The sequence below is a fragment of the Streptococcus oralis genome, assembly GCF_021497945.1.
In the GTDB taxonomy this organism is placed as follows: Bacteria; Bacillota; Bacilli; order Lactobacillales; family Streptococcaceae; genus Streptococcus; species Streptococcus oralis_BR.
In genome coordinates this window covers 819806-834858 of the sequence record NZ_CP046524.1, presented here as the reverse complement: position 1 = coordinate 834858, position 15053 = coordinate 819806, and the positions used below count along the sequence as shown (strand labels likewise).

Annotated in this window: 14 protein-coding genes and 2 tRNA genes; 2 read left to right on the top strand and 14 right to left on the bottom strand. The window is 41.1% G+C overall.

What is annotated here, in order from left to right; translation table 11 throughout:
- Positions 1 to 4: 4 nt before the first annotated feature.
- The 10 genes from sufC to parC all read right to left on the bottom strand — a co-directional run bounded on the left by sufC (position 5) and on the right by parC (position 8940).
- Positions 5 to 775 (bottom strand): Fe-S cluster assembly ATPase SufC, encoded by a 771-nt coding sequence (gene sufC, locus GOM47_RS04325; RefSeq protein WP_235081163.1) that lies wholly within the window; start codon positions 773 to 775, stop codon positions 5 to 7.
- Positions 776 to 925: 150 nt separating this feature from the next.
- A complete protein-coding gene (locus tag GOM47_RS04320; protein ID WP_001081605.1) occupies positions 926 to 1120 on the bottom strand; it encodes a DUF3272 family protein in 195 nt (64 codons plus the stop codon).
- 27 nt (positions 1121 to 1147) lie between these two features.
- Entirely contained in the window at positions 1148 to 2809 is a 1662-nt protein-coding gene (gene dnaX / locus GOM47_RS04315) for a DNA polymerase III subunit gamma/tau (RefSeq protein WP_235081162.1), read from the bottom strand.
- The gene (locus GOM47_RS04310; RefSeq protein ID WP_000887142.1) at positions 2809 to 3306 is read right to left on the bottom strand and encodes a GAF domain-containing protein; all 498 of its coding nucleotides are present in this window, start codon (positions 3304 to 3306) and stop codon (positions 2809 to 2811) included. Before GOM47_RS04310 ends, dnaX begins: the two co-directional genes overlap by 1 nt.
- Before the next feature lie 82 nt (positions 3307 to 3388).
- Positions 3389 to 4591: a 30S ribosomal protein S1 gene (gene rpsA, locus GOM47_RS04305; protein ID WP_235081161.1), complete on the bottom strand. Its 1203-nt coding sequence runs from the start codon at positions 4589 to 4591 to the stop codon at positions 3389 to 3391.
- A 162-nt stretch (positions 4592 to 4753) separates the two neighbouring features.
- A tRNA-Gln gene (locus GOM47_RS04300) sits at positions 4754 to 4825 on the bottom strand.
- A gap of 8 nt (positions 4826 to 4833) precedes the next feature.
- A tRNA-Tyr gene (locus tag GOM47_RS04295) sits at positions 4834 to 4914 on the bottom strand.
- 49 nt (positions 4915 to 4963) lie between these two features.
- On the bottom strand, positions 4964 to 5194 hold the full coding sequence (locus GOM47_RS04290) for a DUF2969 domain-containing protein (protein ID WP_125422577.1): 231 nt from the start codon (positions 5192 to 5194) through the stop codon (positions 4964 to 4966).
- A gap of 112 nt (positions 5195 to 5306) precedes the next feature.
- Positions 5307 to 6329 (bottom strand): branched-chain amino acid aminotransferase, encoded by a 1023-nt coding sequence (locus GOM47_RS04285; protein ID WP_235081160.1) that lies wholly within the window; start codon positions 6327 to 6329, stop codon positions 5307 to 5309.
- A gap of 130 nt (positions 6330 to 6459) precedes the next feature.
- Positions 6460 to 8940, bottom strand: a complete 2481-nt coding sequence (parC, locus tag GOM47_RS04280) for a DNA topoisomerase IV subunit A (RefSeq protein WP_235081159.1) — start codon at positions 8938 to 8940, stop codon at positions 6460 to 6462.
- A gap of 456 nt (positions 8941 to 9396) precedes the next feature.
- Here parC and GOM47_RS04275 point away from each other — a divergent pair, with 456 nt between their 5' ends.
- Positions 9397 to 9642, top strand: coding sequence for a hypothetical protein (locus GOM47_RS04275; RefSeq protein ID WP_235081158.1), 246 nt, complete (start codon positions 9397 to 9399; stop codon positions 9640 to 9642).
- A gap of 9 nt (positions 9643 to 9651) precedes the next feature.
- Here the strand turns inward: GOM47_RS04275 and GOM47_RS04270 are convergent, their stop codons facing one another.
- The 3 genes from GOM47_RS04270 to parE form a co-directional block, all read right to left on the bottom strand.
- The gene (locus tag GOM47_RS04270; protein ID WP_235081157.1) at positions 9652 to 10464 is read right to left on the bottom strand and encodes an aminoglycoside 6-adenylyltransferase; all 813 of its coding nucleotides are present in this window, start codon (positions 10462 to 10464) and stop codon (positions 9652 to 9654) included.
- Between the two features lie 87 nt (positions 10465 to 10551).
- Positions 10552 to 11343, bottom strand: coding sequence for a hypothetical protein (locus tag GOM47_RS04265; protein WP_235081156.1), 792 nt, complete (start codon positions 11341 to 11343; stop codon positions 10552 to 10554).
- A complete protein-coding gene (gene parE, locus GOM47_RS04260; RefSeq protein WP_235081155.1) occupies positions 11343 to 13286 on the bottom strand; it encodes a DNA topoisomerase IV subunit B in 1944 nt (647 codons plus the stop codon). Before parE ends, GOM47_RS04265 begins: the two co-directional genes overlap by 1 nt.
- A 135-nt stretch (positions 13287 to 13421) precedes the next feature.
- Between parE and plsY the strand changes: the two genes are divergently transcribed.
- Positions 13422 to 14063, top strand: a complete 642-nt coding sequence (gene plsY / locus GOM47_RS04255; protein ID WP_235081154.1) for a glycerol-3-phosphate 1-O-acyltransferase PlsY — start codon at positions 13422 to 13424, stop codon at positions 14061 to 14063.
- A 33-nt stretch (positions 14064 to 14096) separates the two neighbouring features.
- Here the strand turns inward: plsY and GOM47_RS04250 are convergent, their stop codons facing one another.
- Positions 14097 to 15053, bottom strand: a complete 957-nt coding sequence (locus GOM47_RS04250; protein WP_235081153.1) for an ABC transporter permease — start codon at positions 15051 to 15053, stop codon at positions 14097 to 14099.

Below are 15053 nucleotides of genomic sequence, written 5' to 3'. Positions count from 1 at the left end.
GGAATTACAATTCTTCCTTGTAGTCGTAGCCAAGTTCTTCAGCCAGTTTTGCGTATCCTTCACGTTCCAAACGCGCAGCCAATTCTGGACCACCAGAAAGGACAACACGACCTTCCATCATCACGTGTACCACGTCTGGTGTGATGTAGTTCAAAAGACGTTGGTAGTGAGTGATAATCATAGCACCAAAGCCTTCACCACGCATGGCATTCACACCTTTAGAAACAACTTTAAGCGCGTCAATATCAAGACCAGAGTCAATTTCATCAAGAAGGGCAAATCTTGGTTCCAACATCAAGAGTTGAAGAATTTCATTGCGTTTTTTCTCACCACCTGAGAATCCTTCGTTAAGGTAACGCTCTGCCATTTCTTCTTTCATATTGAGCAATTCCATTTTCTCGTCTAGTTTAGTGATGAACTCACGAACTGAAATCTTTTCATCGTCTTCTTTACCAGCATTCATGGCTGCACGAAGAAACTCAGCGTTGGTAATTCCTGGAATTTCAGATGGGTATTGCATAGCAAGGAAAAGTCCCATACGCGCACGCTCGTCCACTTCCAACTCAAGGATATTTACACCATCAAACAAGACCTCACCTTTGGTAACTTCATAGTTAGGGTTCCCCATGATAGCTGCAGAAAGAGTCGATTTACCAGTACCATTTGGTCCCATGATAGCTGCGATTTCTCCTGTTTTCAGAGTCAGATTGACTCCTTTCAAAATTTCTTTTCCTTCAATCTCAACGTGAAGATCTTTGATCTCTAATACTGACATGATAATTCCTTTCTTTTTCAAACATTTTGCTCAATACTTTAGGAAATTGCTTACAATCCCTAAAAAATAGGACAAAAGGTCCATAAATATACTCTACTAGTATAACAAAAAAAAGCCTAAAAGGCTTTGATTTTGTCTAGAAGCTGGGGGCTAATCCTTGCGGTTTAAGTGTTGATCAATAGCGTCTACGATTTTTCCCATCACGTAACTTAACCTAAAATTTCGAAAGAGTAGAATCGCCCAAAAAGCTGCCATAACATAGCGACCAGTCATCAAAGATTCATTGAAAAAATAAGTCTCAGCAGCCGTAAATAATGCTATTATGATAAATTGTTGTCTATTCATATGATTATTGTATCATGAAATCCTTCTTTAGTCTTCCTCTATCCTCACTTTGTCAACTAGAAATTCAAACCCCTCTGGGATAACACTCTCCTCTATCTGTCTTTCTTTTTCAGGCTGGGAGGACTTAGCCTTAGCAGAAAATGCTGCACGGACCTCTTTCCACTCTTCCATAGAAATAGCAAGGATTTCAGGTGAAAAGCCTGCTGCCTGACTGAGGATATTACCAAACATGGTGTTGAGATTATCACGTTTCATGGTTTGACCAGCATTAAAATTGGAGTCAAATGCCAGAATGGCATGGTGTTCATTAGCAGCAACAGGCTGTGAACCAACGAGAAGAGCCTTATCAGGTCCAGCTAAACTTTCAATCACTTCTCCCCAGGCATTCTGGAGGCGAATCAAGTTTTGTCGCGCTAAATCAGGATTTTCGACAGCTTCTTGCAGGATAGACTGAACTTTATTACGATCTACTCGATAGACTGTCTTGGAAGTGGCTGGACGACTAAGAACTGGCGCAACTTGTTTAGGAGCTGTGCCCACATTGGCAAGTTCTTGCTTGAGACGGGCGACTTCATGTCTCAGTGCAGAAATTTCACTTTCAACAGCTCCTGAAAGCGAAGATTCAGGCTTGATTTCAGCTAAACGAATGGTCATCATCTCAGCGTAAATCTTAGGTTGCAAACTGGCCTTCATATCTGCCAAGCTTACTGTCGCTAGACGAATCATTTCAAAGAGTCTTTCCTGAGACAGAGCTAGATTGTCCATAAAAACTAGACTATGATGAGTATTTTCGCCACCTGTCTGGACAACCAGTAGATCACGCAAATACTGCAAGAGATCCGTCACAAAACGAGTCATGCTCTTGCCATTCTCAAATAAAAGATTCAGAGAATCAAGCGCTTTTGGAACATCCTGCTGAGACAAGGCAGCTACATAGTCATCTAGTGCTGATAAACTAATGGTGCCTGTAATCTCCTCAGAGATAGCAGTCGTGAGCTCGTTTCCCTGTGTTAAACTCAAGGCTTGATCCAGAATAGACAAGGCATCCCGCATCCCACCTTCAGCCCTTCTAGCAATTATTTCTACAGCCTCTGGTTCAGAACTGATATTCTCTTTTTGCAAAATTGTTTGGATATGCTCTTTAATATCTTGCGTTTTAATGGATTTAAACTCAAAACGTTGAACACGTGATAAAATGGTTGCTGGAATCTTGTGCAATTCAGTAGTTGCCAAGATAAAGACAACATTCTGGGTTGGCTCTTCTAGAGTTTTCAAAAGCGCATTAAAGGCTCCTGTAGACAGCATATGAACCTCGTCGATAATGTAAACCTTGTAACGTGCTAAGCTAGGTGCATAGGTAGATTTGTCACGAATTTCACGGATTTCATCAACTCCATTATTTGAAGCCGCATCCATTTCAATAACATCTTCTAGGCTCCCTTCTGTCACTGCCTGACAGATATAACAGTTATTACATGGTTCCCCGTCCACTTGGTTCGGACAGTTCATTGCCTTGGCAAAAATCTTTGCAACACTAGTTTTCCCAGTTCCACGAGGGCCCGAGAAAAGATAAGCGTGACTAATCTTTTCCTGCTCAACCGCTTGTTTTAGGGTTTTAGCAACAACCTCTTGTCCTACCAGTTGTGAAAAAGTCTGGCTTCTATATTTTCGATAAAGTGCTTGATACATTAGGCTTTCTCCTCAAACATTGTAAAGTCCCATTCTGTCGTCTCAAGCAAAATAGCGACAAATTGTTCCAAGTAATCACGATCAATAGCATTGTAATCATCAATAAGTGAAGAATCCAGGTCTAAGACACCCAGCAATCGACCATTCTTGAGCATGGGAACTACGATTTCACTCTTGGCCATACTATCACAAGAAATGTAGTTTGGATAGGTGCTCACATCGCCAACTAAAACAGTCTCTTGAAACTCAGCAGCTTCTCCACATACGCCTTTTCCAAGCGGAATGCGAATACAAGAAACACCACCCTGAAAAGGCCCTAAAACCAACTCGCTACCATCAAACAGATAAAACCCTGCAAATACAGTATTTGGAAAGCGAGATTTTAGGAGGGCACTAGCATTAGAAAGATTGGCAAGAACATTGCTCTCACCTTCAAGTAAATAAGAGAGTTCCTCATTTAACAATTGATATTGTGATTGTTTTTCTGAATCTAACATAGAACTATTATATCAAAAATGGGAAAGAGACAAAAGAAAAATCCCTTGTTTTAAACAAAGGATTTTGTGATTATCAATTTGATTAAAGTTCGATATCACCGAACAAGTCAGCCATTGAGAATCCTGTTTGTGTTTCTGGAAGTTCGAAATCACGTTTTTCTTGACGTTTTGGACGACGTGGACGAGCAGCACGTTTTTCTTCTTTTTGTCCTTCTTCTTGAGCTGGACGTTCTTCAAGAGCTTTGATAGAAAGTGATACACGTTCTGCGTCAGCGTTAACATCAAGGACTTTAACAGTAACTTCTTGACCAACAGTAAGAGCTTCTTTTGGATTTTCGATACGTTTGTGTGAAATTTGTGATACGTGAACAAGTCCATCGATACCTGGCAATACTTCAACAAATGCACCGAAGTCAGTCAAACGTTTAACTGTTCCTTCTACCACATCACCTTTAGCCAATTTTTGCTCAACGCCATCCCATGGTCCAGGTGTTGTTGCTTTAAGTGAAAGGGATACGCGTCCTTCTTCTTCATTAAGATCAAGGACTTTAACTTCGATTTCTTCACCAACAGTTACAACTGATTTAGGTGATACGTTACGTTCGTGTGACAATTCAGTCAAGTGAACCAATCCGTCAACACCACCGAGATCGATAAAAGCACCGAAGCTAGTGATACGAGCAACTTTACCAGTTACAACATCACCAACAGCCAATTTACCGAATACTTCAGCACGAGCTGCTGCAGTAGCTGCCTCAACAACTTCACGACGTGAAAGAATGAAACGGTTTTCTTTAGGATCAACTTCCTTGATTTTAGCATCAAATTCTTGACCTACGAAACGCTCAGTGTTACGTACGAAACGAGTATCCAACATTGAAGCTGGGATGAATCCACGAACACCTTCAAATTCTACTGAAAGTCCACCTTTAACGGCACGAGTTCCTTTAACAGTAACAACTTCTTCTTCGCGTCCAACAAGTTTGTCCCATGCTTTGCGAGCTTCAAGGCGTTTTTTAGATACAAGGTATGTAACTGTATCAGTATCTTTACCAACTACTTGACGAAGTACAAGAACATCCAATACTTCTCCTACTTTCACAAAGTCATTGATATCTGCATCGCGATCGTTTGTCAATTCGCGAAGAGTCAAGACACCTTCAACACCAGTCCCAGAGATTGCAACGTTAGCTTGAGTCGCATCAACTGTCAATACTTCAGCACTAACAACATCACCAGGCTCAACTTGGCTAACGCTATTTAGCAAATCTTCAAATTCGTTCATCTAAAAAATCCTCCAACAATCAAGTTTTTCCAAACTTGACATACTTATAATTTTTTTCCTAAGCACCCGCAAAGACATGTTCATATCGTTCACGTCTTTCAATTATAAAAATAAAATACCCTAAGATATTTTTCTTTTTATCTTGAATTTATTACCTAAGAACTGGGGTAGCTGGATTCGAACCAACGCATGAGGGAGTCAAAGTCCCTTGCCTTACCGCTTGGCTATACCCCATTGATGAATGGAGAGAGAGGGATTCGAACCCCCGAACCCGAAGGAGCGGATTTACAGTCCGCCGCGTTTAGCCTCTTCGCTATCTCTCCAATGTTTATCGAGAACTATTATATCATGAAATTTTCAATAAAACAAGTATTATTTTGTCAAATTATAGTTTTCAATCAAAATTTCCACAGCTTTTTCAAGTTTTTTATAAAAACTATCGACATTTCCATTCTTTATGATGGCAAATTGGCTATCTAATTCGGCAATTTGCCCAATAACCTTTTTCCCGATCGTCAAAACGTATCCTTCATAGCTGTCTTTTCCAACAGTCACTTTTGCATCCGTTAATTGAATTTCAATTTTCTTATCTTTTTTACTCATACTGTACCTCTTTTCACTTTTTCTATTGTACAAGAAAATGCTCAAACTAGCAAGAAAAAACTCCATTTCAGTCCTTACAACTGCTATGGAGTTCTTCTTTACTTCGTGTCTTTTAGTCCACTTTGACAATCCATCCTTCAGGCGCTTCTACATCACCAAATTGGATACCAGTCAATTCATCATAAAGTTTACGTGTCACAGGACCTACTTCTGTTTCACTATAGAAAACATGGAAATCATCGCCATGTTGGATGCCTCCAATTGGAGAAATAACCGCTGCTGTACCACAAGCTCCTGCCTCTACAAAACGATCCAAATTATCAATTGGGACATCGCCTTCAATCGGAGTCAAGCCCAAGCGGTGTTCTGCCAAATAAAGCAAAGAGTACTTGGTAATAGATGGCAAGATAGAGGGGCTTAAAGGTGTAACAAATTCATTATCGGCTGTAATTCCAAAGAAGTTAGCTGAACCGACTTCTTCAATCTTTGTATGTGTTGAAGGGTCTAGATAGATAACATCTGAGAAATGACGTGACTTAGCCATTTTTCCTGGCAAGAGACTAGCAGCATAGTTTCCTCCAACCTTAGCTGCACCTGTACCGTTTGGCGCTGCACGGTCGTATTCATCTTGAATCAAGAAGTTAGTTGGGACTAAACCACCTTTGAAGTAGTTGCCAACTGGCATGGCAAAGATTGTGAAAATATACTCTTCTGCCGGTTTTACCCCGATAATATCTCCAACACCAATCAAAAGCGGACGGAGATAGAGGGTTCCACCCGTTCCGTACGGTGGTACATAATCTTCATTGGCACGAACAACCGCTTTACAAGCTTCTACAAACATTTCTGTCGGAACTTGTGGTATCAAGAGACGGTCACAAGTACGTTGCAGACGCTTGGCATTTTCATCTGGACGAAAGAGTTGGATACTGCCATCCTTCGTACGATAGGCTTTCAAGCCCTCAAATGCTTGCTGCCCATAGTGGAGACTTGGAGAAGACTCTGAAATATGCAAGGTCGCATCCTCTGTCAACTCTCCTTGATCCCATTGACCATTTTTGTAATGAGCGATATAGCGATAAGGTAATTTCATATAAGAAAATCCAAGGTTTTCCCAATCAATTGCAACTGTCATGTGTTTCTCCTTTATACTATTCAAACTATGTGTTCTATTCTACACTTTTCTAGTAAAATTTCAAGTATTATTTGTAATTTTCTGAAAATTTTCTCGACAAAAAGAAATCAGCCCTCTGGACTGATTCTTTTTATGGATTTTCTTTACTTTCTTTAAAGACTTCTTTGAGGTAAGCATCGAAAACTTCTTCATCTGAAATGGTGTCTGATATAAAGCTTCCATTGCTAGTGCGTTCTGACAAGTTCAAATCTTGCAATCGACTCTCATAGATTGTTCCCTTGTTAGATTGGACAAGTAATGTTTGGTCGTTCCCGTCCACTTCTGTACTGAAGAGATCACCTACAAATCCTTGCTCTGCAACTGCTCCTGCCAAGAAGACACGATGCGGTTTGTTTTTTAACTCACGCAAGACTTGTAGTCCTCGTTTAGCACGACTGGTTGCTGGAATTTCGTCAATAGAAACACGTTTCAAACTTCCACGTTGGGTCAAGAGGTAGAAGGATGAGGTGTTACAGATAAAGGCTGCCTGAAGCGCATCATCTGCTTTCAGGTTCATGGCCTTGACACCCGCAGCCTTGGCTCCGACAACCGGAACCTCTTCGATATTGAAACGGAGCGCATAGCCATTCTGACTAATCAAGAGAACATCATCCAGTTTAATCGGGGCTACTGCTACAATCTGGTCTGTCTCGTCTTTGAGCTTAGCATACTTGACAGACTTAGACTTGTAGGTCCGCCATGGAGAGAATTCTTTACGTTCTACGCGTTTGATTTGACCAAGACGAGTTGCAGCAAAGTAGGTTGTGGCCTCATCAAACTGATCCACGACTTCTGCATAAAGGATTTCTTCGTTAGTTTCGAAGTTTGTAATAGTCTGGCTCAGATGCTCTCCGATATCCTTCCAGCGAATATCCGCCAACTCATGGATTGGTCGGTAAATAACATTTCCAAAAGTTGTGAACATCAAGAGGTGCTGGGTTGTCTTGGCAGATTGTACAAAAATCAAACGATCATCATCACGTTTGCCAATTTCTTCCAGAGTGGAAGCTGCGAAGGAACGTGGGCTGGTACGCTTGATGTAACCAGCTTTGGTCACGCTGACATAGGCATCTTCCTCAGCGATAAGACTAGCTGTATCGATCTCGATTGCTTTCGCAGTATCTTCTAAGCTACTCAAACGAGGAGTCGCAAATTTCTTCTTGACCTCACGAAGCTCTTTCTTCATGAGATTGTACATAGTCCGTTCATCTCCGATAATCGCCGCCAGCATGGCAATTTTCTCACAAAGTTCTGCTTCTTCTTCCTGCAAGACAACCACATCGGTATTGGTCAAACGGTAAAGTTGCAGGGTTACGATAGCCTCAGCCTGCTCTTCTGTAAACTCATAGCTGACCTTGAGGTTTTCCTTGGCATCAGCCTTATTCTCAGAAGCACGGATAAGAGCAATGACTTCATCCAATATAGAGATGACACGAATCAAACCTTCGACGATATGGAGACGTTGCTCAGCCTTTTCCTTGTCAAAGCGGGAACGCGCCAAAATCACTTCACGACGGTGGGCGATATAGCTAGACAAGATTGGCACAATCCCCACCTGACGAGGCGTGAAATTGTCAATCGCCACCATATTAAAGTTGTAGTTGATTTGCAGGTCAGTATATTTAAAGAGATAGTTGAGAACCAGCTCGGTATTAGCGTCTTTCTTGAGTTCGATAGCGATACGAAGACCATCACGGTCAGACTCATCACGAACCTCAGCAATCCCTGCTACCTTGTTATTGACACGAACATCATCGATTTTCTTGACTAGATTGGCTTTATTGATTTCATAAGGAATCTCAGTGATAACGATTTGTTCCTTACCACCTTTAAGCTTTTCAATCTCAGTCTTAGAACGAACAACCACGCGCCCTTTCCCAGTTTCGTAAGCCTTTTTGATTTCGTCACGGCCTTGGATGATGGCTCCCGTAGGGAAATCTGGTCCAGGCAAAAATTCCATCAACTTCTCAACCTTGGCAGTTGGATGATCAATCATGTAAACTGTCGCATCGATAACTTCAGCCAAATTATGTGGTGGAATATCTGTAGCATACCCAGCCGAAATCCCAGTCGAACCATTGACCAAAAGGTTTGGAAAGGCTGCTGGGAGAACAGTTGGCTCTTTCTCGGTATCGTCAAAGTTCCAGGCAAAAGGAACGGTCTTTTTCTCGATATCTTGAAGAAGGTAACCAGCAATCTCAGACAAACGCGCCTCGGTATAACGCATTGCGGCAGGCGGATCACCGTCCATAGAACCGTTATTACCGTGCATTTCAACTAGAATCTCACGATTTTTCCAGTCCTGTGACATACGAACCATGGCATCATAGATAGAACTGTCACCGTGTGGGTGGAAATTCCCCATGATGTTCCCGACAGACTTGGCAGACTTACGGTAACTCTTGTCAAAGGTATTGCCATCCTTATTCATCGAATAAAGAATGCGACGCTGAACCGGCTTCAAACCATCACGAATATCTGGCAAAGCCCGGTCTTGAATAATGTACTTGGAGTAGCGACCAAATCGCTCTCCCATGATGTCCTCAAGGGACATGTTTTGAATGTTACTCATATAGGATACAAAGCCCGTAAAATGCAAAGTGAAAATAGGAAATTCATTCAGGGAGCTACGATCTCAAGAGAATTTATCTTTTTCACACAGCATTTAGGGCGTGTTCAACTCCTTTCAAAGAATGTAGAGTAGGTTTTTACATTAAAATCGGTATTGAGAAAAATATCTTTAGATACTATTTAAGTCATTTATTTAGATTAAGAAAATGCAACTATTCCCTATGGGTTGTTCTTTCTTCTTTGAAGAATGGACAAATATAGACAAGGAAAATAAGAAATTATAGCAGTTGATATCAGCAAGATATCAAATACAAACTTTTGCCCTCGAAATAGCTCCTCCCAATGCATTGTATTAAAATAATGAAAAATTAAACCGAATAAATAACAGATACTGATAGGGAAGACTCTCCACTTGATTGATTTGTATAAATAATATAAGCGTATGGAGTGATAGATCGTGGAAGAAATAAGCATAGGGAAACAAAAAGAAATTAGAAAGAACGAAAATCTTAAAGCATCATCAAAAAGCTCTGTGCGATCGATTGAAATAAGCCAAATATTACACATCGTTATAATGATCGGGAAAAATAATCCATACACTCTTTTATTTAACTTATTTCTATTAATAGCTAGAAATAAAGAAGATACCAATACTAAAATTTGGACTCCTGGGAATCCCATGAAAAATAAAGCAAATACATAATCTAGCATACTAGCTCAATCTCTCCTCAGCATATCTCGTCATCTTCTCAGCCACTTCCTTATCGTAGGCAAAGCCCATCTTTTGAGCAAGGATTTGAGCTTCTCTTTGGAAAAGTTGCATCGTAGCAAACAAGGACTGAGTAAGTTTCTCTACACTTGAAAAATCAAGCAGAGCTGAGAATTCCTTCTCTTTCTCTGTAGGTAAATACTGGAAAAGATACTTGTAGTTCTTGCCGATATCGACTGTTCCCCAATCACTTGCAACCTGCCAAGCCAAGACCTTCAAGAGTTCTTGTTGACAAATACCGTAGAGATGGTCGGTGGCATAGATGACTTGCTTGCGACAAATCCCTTTAACCACGTAGGCTGACACCCACCAAAATTCATTGCAGGCTTTGTCAAACTCTATTGCACTAGCTGGGCTCGTCCAAAAGCGTTGAGGACTCGGTAGATAAGGTTCAAACAAACCCTTAGGATCTTCTAAAACGGTGAACCCTGCTTCACTATCCACCCACTCTTGAATATACTCCGTAGGACAGAGGGTCAAATCAATCCGATTGCCATCTTCAAAGAGCAGGAGATAAAGACGACGGTTTCCCAGTACATTATACTGTTCAATCAGACGTTTGCCAAACTGGTCCAACCAAGAAAGGTCGCTCGTCAGAATATCTAAGTCGTCCACGATATAGACCACATCGTAATCCTGAAACTCATCTTTTGGAGTTTTTGTATCCGTTCGTGAACCAGACATAGCGACAGCATCGACTTTTAGAGTTTTTGCGGTTTGTAAAATTAAATCAAGCATTTCGGGTTCAGTTCTCATGTTAACACCTGTTCTTTATTTGATATTACTGTCTATTAGCGTACTATTTCTCAAGTTAAATTAGTTAATCAATTATAACAGATTTAGCTATCCTTCTCTCAAAGTTTTTAATTTCGACAAAATTCTAGATTCATCCATGCTTAAAATAACAAATAAAGTCGAAGTATAGATGTCATCGTACCATTGTTCCAGTTCATCATCAGCCAAATCAAGATGATATTGATTTGAATTATTGTGCCTTAAACCAAAATTATTATACATTTCAAAAAGTTTTTCAAACGCGATAACCTTTTGATTGTTAACTTTCAAAATATCTTTTAATTCTTCAGAATTATTTAATTCTCTCCTAAACGGTTCAAGGTAGTTCGCTAAAGCAATAAGTATTTCTTTCTTACGCTGAACATCTCCTTTATTTGCAAAATGATTATATTCTAAAACCTTTATCGCATCTTGAATACTCGTTTCAGATACAATCTGAGAAACTTCTGAGGCATAAACATTCTTTTCAACGATGATTTGACGACCACTTTCTAAAGTAAGAAACTCATGATTCGATAAATCTAGAACTCTGTTGATATTTTCTCTAACAGCATACACATCATCCCTTAATAAGGGATGATTCGGGTTTATAATCGACAACATATCATTTAAAAGCTCAGCAAAAATAAAAAGTTTTTCTAATTCATTATCCGCTTGAGATAAGCAAAACTTTAAGAACTCATCAAAATCTATAAAAGTTCTGCGATTTTGATAATTAAGAAATTTATGATTTAGTTCCTCTAACAATCTATTCGATAACAAAATATAGAGATTATCAAATTCCGTGCTCGGGTTAAAATTCATACCATCTAAGATTTCAAAATAATTTTTTCTAACCATCAGAAAACAGTACTCTCCTCCAAGGTAAACTTGACATTATCCTCAATCCATTTACGGCGTGGTTCGACCTTATCTCCCATGAGGACATTGACACGGCGTTCAGCGCGTGCTAGATCTTCGATTGTGACACGAATGAGGGTACGCGTTTCTGGATTCATGGTTGTTTCCCAGAGTTGGTCCGCATTCATCTCACCGAGTCCCTTGTAGCGTTGGAGGATTGCGCCTTTGCCAAACTGCTTGCGGAGTTCTTCCAGCTCTCCGTCCGTCCAAGCGTAGGCCACTTCTTCTTTCTTGCCTTTGCCTTTGGACATCTTGTAAAGAGGCGGAAGGGCTATATAGACATGGCCTGCCTCAACTAGGGGACGCATATAACGGTAGAAAAATGTCAAGAGCAAGGTCTGGATATGGGCACCATCGGTATCCGCATCGGTCATGATAATGATCTTGTCATAGTTGGCATCTTCAATAGAGAAGTCTGCTCCCACACCCGCGCCGATGGTATAAATCATAGTGTTGATTTCCTCATTTTTGAGGATATCTGCCATCTTGGCCTTGGCTGTATTGATAACCTTACCACGAAGAGGTAGGATAGCTTGGAATTTACGGTCACGACCTTGTTTGGCCGAACCACCGGCAGAGTCCCCCTCGACCAGATAGAGTTCATTTTTTGCAGGATTCTTAGACTGGGCTGGGGTTAATTTACCAGATAGCAGGCCCTTGTCTTTCTTATTTTTCTTCCCATTTCGGCTCTCATCACGTGCCTTACGGGCTGCTTCACGAGCATCACGAGCCTTGATAGCCTTGCGGATGAGATTGGAAGCCAGCTCCCCATTTTCCATAAGAAAGAAAGTTAATTTTTCAGCAACAATGCTATCCACAATCGGGCGAGCCAGTGGACTGCCTAGTTTGTCCTTGGTCTGTCCTTCAAACTGGAGGTGTTCTTCCGGAACCAAGATAGAAAGAACGGCCGCTAGTCCCTCACGATAGTCTGAACCTTCAAGGTTTTTATCCTTTTCCTTGAGAAGACCTGTCTTACGCGCATAGTCATTCATAACCTTAGTAATGGCAGACTTGAGCCCCGTCTCGTGCGTTCCACCATCTTTGGTACGGACATTATTGACAAAGGAGAGAATGTTATCTGAAAATCCATCATTGTACTGGAGGGCAACTTCCACTTGGAAACCATTGTCTTCGCCTTCAAAGTAAAGGACTGGTGTCAAGGTTTCCTTGTCTTCATTGAGGTAAGAAACAAAGTCTTGTACCCCGTTCTCATAATGGAATTCGATTGCTTCATCTGTTCGCTTATCTGTCAAAGACAAGGTCACATTTTTCAAGAGAAAGGCTGACTCATTAAGGCGTTCTGAAATGGTATTGTATTTAAAGTCTGTCGTAGAAAAAATACTAGCATCAGGCATGAAGGTCACCTTGGTACCTGTCTTAGACTTAGCTGCTGTACCAATTTTCTTCAAGGTTGTGACGGGTTTCCCACCATTTTCAAAACGTTGCTTGTAGACTGTACCATCGCGGGTGATTTCAACTTCCAGCCAACTTGATAGGGCATTAACGACTGAAGAACCAACCCCGTGGAGACCACCTGATGTCTTATAACCCCCTTGACCGAATTTCCCTCCAGCGTGGAGAATAGTAAAGATTACTTCAACAGTTGGAATTCCCATAGCGTGCATCCCAGTCGGCATCCCACGACCGTGGTCTTGAACCGTCAAACTCCCGTCCTTATTGATGGTCACATCAATGCGATCACCAAATCCAGATAGGGCTTCATCGACCGCATTATCCACGATTTCCCAGACTAGGTGATGGAGACCCGCACCGTCAGTCGATCCGATATACATCCCTGGACGTTTACGGACCGCATCCAACCCTTCTAGCACCTGAATGGCGTCGTCATTATAATTGTTAATATTGATTTCCTTTTTTGACACAAGGAACCTCCTATTCGTTCATCTTTACTATTTTACAGGTTTTCTAGGGATTTTGCAAAGTTTTTCCCATTCAGCTGTCACAATTTCACAAGATATTCTCAGCCTTTCTATACCATTTCATGGTATAATAGACACATGATGACATTTGTATTATTAATTCTAGCTTATCTACTAGGTTCTATTCCGTCTGGTCTATGGATTGGACAAGTTTTTTTTCAAACAAATCTGCGTGAACACGGTTCTGGAAATACTGGAACAACCAATACTTTCCGTATTTTGGGTAAGAAAGCAGGGATGGCAACCTTTGTGATTGATTTTTTCAAAGGAACCTTGGCCACACTACTTCCAATTTTTTTCCACCTACAGGGTGTATCACCTCTTGTCTTTGGACTTTTGGCTGTGATTGGACATACCTTTCCTATCTTTGCAGGATTTAAAGGGGGCAAGGCTGTCGCAACCAGCGCTGGAGTGATTTTCGGATTTGCGCCTGTTTTTTGTCTCTATCTAGCAATCGTATTCTTTGGAAGCCTCTATCTAGGTAGTATGATTTCACTGTCTAGCGTTACTGCTTCTATCGCAGCCGTTATCGGAGTTCTCCTATTTCCACTATTTGGATTTATCCTGAGCAGCTATGACCCTCTCTTCATTCTGATTATCCTAGCACTTGCTAGCTTAATTATCATTCGTCACAAGGATAATATCACACGCATCAAAAATAAAACTGAAAATCTCGTCCCTTGGGGATTAAACCTAACTCATCAAAATCCTAAAAAATAAAACGCCAGTTTGAACTGACGTTTTTTTGTATACTTATTTTGATTTGATATAGTTGATACCGTCTGCCTTTGGTGCAACAGCTTTTCCAAAGAAGGCTGCCAAGACAATGACTGTCAAAACATAAGGTGCAATTTGTAGGTAGACCGCAGGTACTCCTTGTAAGAAAGGAAGCTGGGAACCGATAACGGCCAAACTTTGAGAGAGTCCGAAGAAGAGACTTGAAAGCATAGCTCCGATTGGATTCCATTTACCAAAAATCATAGCCGCAAGAGCAATAAATCCAGGTCCTACAATGGTTGTTACTGAGAAGTTGACTGAGATTGATTGGGCGTAGATAGCTCCACCAATTCCGCCAAGGAAACCAGAAATGATAACCCCAAAATATCTCATCTTGTAAACATTGATCCCCAAGGTATCCGCTGCTTGAGGGTGTTCACCGACAGAGCGAAGACGAAGACCAAAGCGGGTTTTGAAGAGGATAAACCAAGCAAGGAATGAGAAAGCAATCGCCAAGTAACCAAGTAGACTCGTTGACTTGAAAAAGATATCTCCAATCACTGGGATATTTGCCAAAACTGGAAAATCAAAACGTCCAAAAGTTTGGCTCAAGTTGTCGGTTTGTCCTTTGTTATAAAGGACTTTGACCAAAAAGACTGCTAAAGCTGGTGCCATCAAGTTCAACACTGTTCCACTGACAACATGGTCCGCACGGAAGTGAACGGTCGCAGCTGCGTGGATAATTGAGAAAATCGCTCCCACAATTCCTCCGACTAATAGGGCAAGCCAAGGAGTTGCTGATCCAAGTTGTTCTGCAAATTCAAGGTTGAAGACTACCCCAGAAAAGGCACCCATAACCATAATTCCCTCAAGACCGACGTTGACTACCCCTCCACGTTCAGAGAAGACCCCTCCGATACTCGTAAAAATAAGTGGTGCTGAGTATATCAGCATAGAAGAGACCAAGAGGGTGAGTAATGTTGTAATAGACAT